Origin of the sequence: Burkholderia sp. LMG 13014, from assembly GCF_905232215.1 — a bacterium.
Classification (GTDB): Bacteria; Pseudomonadota; Gammaproteobacteria; order Burkholderiales; family Burkholderiaceae; genus Burkholderia.
The window spans coordinates 1-2,521 of record NZ_CAJNKE010000745.1 but is presented as its reverse complement, the minus strand read 5'-3'; the positions used below and the strand labels follow the sequence as shown (position 1 = coordinate 2,521).

3 protein-coding genes and 1 pseudogene are annotated in these 2,521 nt (G+C 65.6%); all 4 read right to left on the bottom strand.

The window, feature by feature from the left end; translation table 11 throughout:
• Positions 1–248 (bottom strand): annotated as a pseudogene (locus tag JYJ84_RS33975) (aminotransferase); the annotation flags it as partial.
• Between the two features lie 73 nt (positions 249–321).
• Positions 322–759, bottom strand: a complete 438-nt coding sequence (gene nusB, locus JYJ84_RS33970) for a transcription antitermination factor NusB (protein WP_043181698.1) — start codon at positions 757–759, stop codon at positions 322–324.
• The gene (gene ribH / locus JYJ84_RS33965) at positions 756–1,271 is read right to left on the bottom strand and encodes a 6,7-dimethyl-8-ribityllumazine synthase (RefSeq protein WP_089450082.1); all 516 of its coding nucleotides are present in this window, start codon (positions 1,269–1,271) and stop codon (positions 756–758) included. Before ribH ends, nusB begins: the two co-directional genes overlap by 4 nt.
• Before the next feature lie 53 nt (positions 1,272–1,324).
• The gene (gene ribBA, locus JYJ84_RS33960; RefSeq protein WP_122944687.1) at positions 1,325–2,467 is read right to left on the bottom strand and encodes a bifunctional 3,4-dihydroxy-2-butanone-4-phosphate synthase/GTP cyclohydrolase II; all 1,143 of its coding nucleotides are present in this window, start codon (positions 2,465–2,467) and stop codon (positions 1,325–1,327) included.
• Between the last annotated feature and the right edge of the window lie 54 nt (positions 2,468–2,521).

The following is a 2,521-nucleotide window of genomic DNA, read 5'->3' as shown; positions in this document are numbered from 1 at the left end:
GCCTCGCGCAGCGGCGCAATGCCGAGTGCGCTCGTATATTGCGTGACGCCGCGGCGAAGTGCGGCCGCAGCTGCTTCGACGACCGGCTCCGGCGCAGTGAAATCCGGCTCGCCGATGCCCATGTGGATAACATCGCGCCCGGAAGACTCGAGACGCTGTGCCTCCTTCATCAGTTCCATCACGTAGAAGGGCTGGATCGCGTCGACGCGTGCGGCGAGTTTGACGAGCGAATCGGTGGCGGTATTCATCGGGCGGGCAGGGCGAGGGAGGCGAGACAAAAGAAAAAACGGGCGCATGCGCGCCCGTTCAGGACCAACGGAATCAGCCGTTGCGGCGCGCCTGCGTTTCGGCGGGGCGCAGCTTCGCGGCGAGCTTGTCGAGCACGCCGTTCACGTACTTGTAGCCGTCGGAGCCGCCGAACGTCTTCGCGAGTTCGACAGCTTCGTTGATGATCACGCGGTACGGCGTTTCGACGTGGTGCGTGAGCTCGAACGTCGCGATCAGCAGCACCGCGCGTTCGACCGGCGACAGCTGCTCGATCGGGCGGTCGAGCGACGGCGTCAGCGCTTCGACGAGCGTGGCGTGCTCGCGGATCACGCCGTGCAGGATGGCTTCGAGCAGATCCTTGTCAGCCTTGTCGTAACCGAGCGCGCCGCGCAGTTGCGCGTCGATCTCACCGGAGGACGCGTTCGACAGCAGCCACTGGTACAGCCCCTGCGTCGCCAGCTCGCGCGATTGTCGGCGGGCGCTCTTCTTCATGCGCGCTCCTCTTCGTCGTCTTCGTCTTCTTCTTCCTCGTCGTCGTCGCCGAGCTGGTCGAGCGCCATCGTCAGGTTGGCCATCTCGACAGCGACGCGTGCGGCGTCACGACCCTTTTCGGTCATGCGCGCGACGGCCTGCTCGTCGTTTTCGGTCGTCAGGACCGCGTTCGCGATCGGCAGGTTGAAGTCGAGGCCGATGCGGGTGATGCCCGCGCCGCTCTCGTTCGACACGAGTTCGAAGTGGTAGGTCTCGCCGCGGATCACCGCGCCGAGTGCGATCAGCGCGTCGAACTGGCCGCTTTCCGCGAGCTTTTGCAGCGCGAGCGGGATTTCCAGCGCGCCGGGCACCGACACGAGCAGCACGTCTTCACCGGTGACGCCGAGGCGTTCCAGTTCCTCGACGCACGCGTCGGCGAGGCCGTTGCATACGGGCTCGTTGAAGCGCGATTGCACGATGCCGATACGCAGGCCGTCGCCTTCGAGATTCGGTTGGTATTGTCCGATTTCCATGATCTTGTCCGTGGTGTGGATGAACGGTTATAGGGCGAAAGCGTCGTGGCGGGTTACGCGTTGGACGCCGGGCAGGACTTGGCTTCGCCGCCGGGCATCGGAATGAAGCCCGTGACTTCCAGGCCGTAGCCGGACATGCTGCCCAGCTTGCGCGGATTCGACAGCACCTGCATCTTGCCGACGCCGACATCGCGCAGGATCTGCGCGCCGATGCCGAACGTCTTGAAATCAACCGGCCGGCGCTTGAGCACAGCGGCCTTTTCTTCCTCGTCGAACGCCTTGAAGACGTCGATCAGGTGTTCCTTCGTGTCGCCGCAATTGAGCAGCACGATCACGCCGAGGTCGCGCTCCGCGATCTCGCGCATCGCGGCGTCGAGCGTCCACGAGTGCGTCGACACACCCGTTTCGAGCAGGTCGAGCACCGACAGCGGCTCGTGCACGCGCACCGGCGTATCGGCGCCGGGCGACGGTTCGCCGCGCACCAGCGCGATGTGCGGCGAGCCGCTCGGCTGGTCGCGGTACAGCACTGCGCGGAACGTGCCGTGCGCGGTCTGCATCGTGCGCTCGGCGATGCGCTCGATAATCGATTCGGTGCGGCTGCGGTACTGGATCAGGTCGGCGATCGTGCCGATCTTCAGGTTGTGTTCCTGCGCGAATTCGATCAGGTCGGGCAGGCGCGCCATCGTGCCGTCGTCCTTGATGATCTCGCAGATCACCGCGGCCGGCGTGAGGCCCGCGAGCGCGGTGAAGTCGCAACCGGCCTCGGTGTGGCCCGCACGCACGAGCACGCCACCGGGCTGCGCCATGATCGGGAACACGTGACCCGGCTGCACGATGTGCTCGGGGCGCACGTCGTGCGCGACCGCCGTGGCGATCGTGTGTGCACGGTCGGCGGCCGAGATGCCGGTCGTCACGCCTTCGGCCGCTTCGATGCTGACCGTGAAGGCGGTGCCGTACTGCGTACCGTTGCGGTAGGTCATCAGCGGCAGGTGCAGCTGCTTGCAGCGTTCCTGCGTCAACGTCAGACAAACCAGGCCGCGGCCGTACTTGGCCATGAAGTTGATCGCTTCCGGCGTGACGAATTCGGCGGCGATCACGAGGTCGCCCTCGTTTTCGCGGTCTTCTTCGTCGACCAGGATCACCATCCGGCCGGCTTTCAGCTCGGCGATGATGTCGAGCGTGGAGGCGAGCGTCATAAGGGGGCGAGAAAGAGGAAAGTGCGTATTTTACGCCAGCCGGACGGCGTTTCG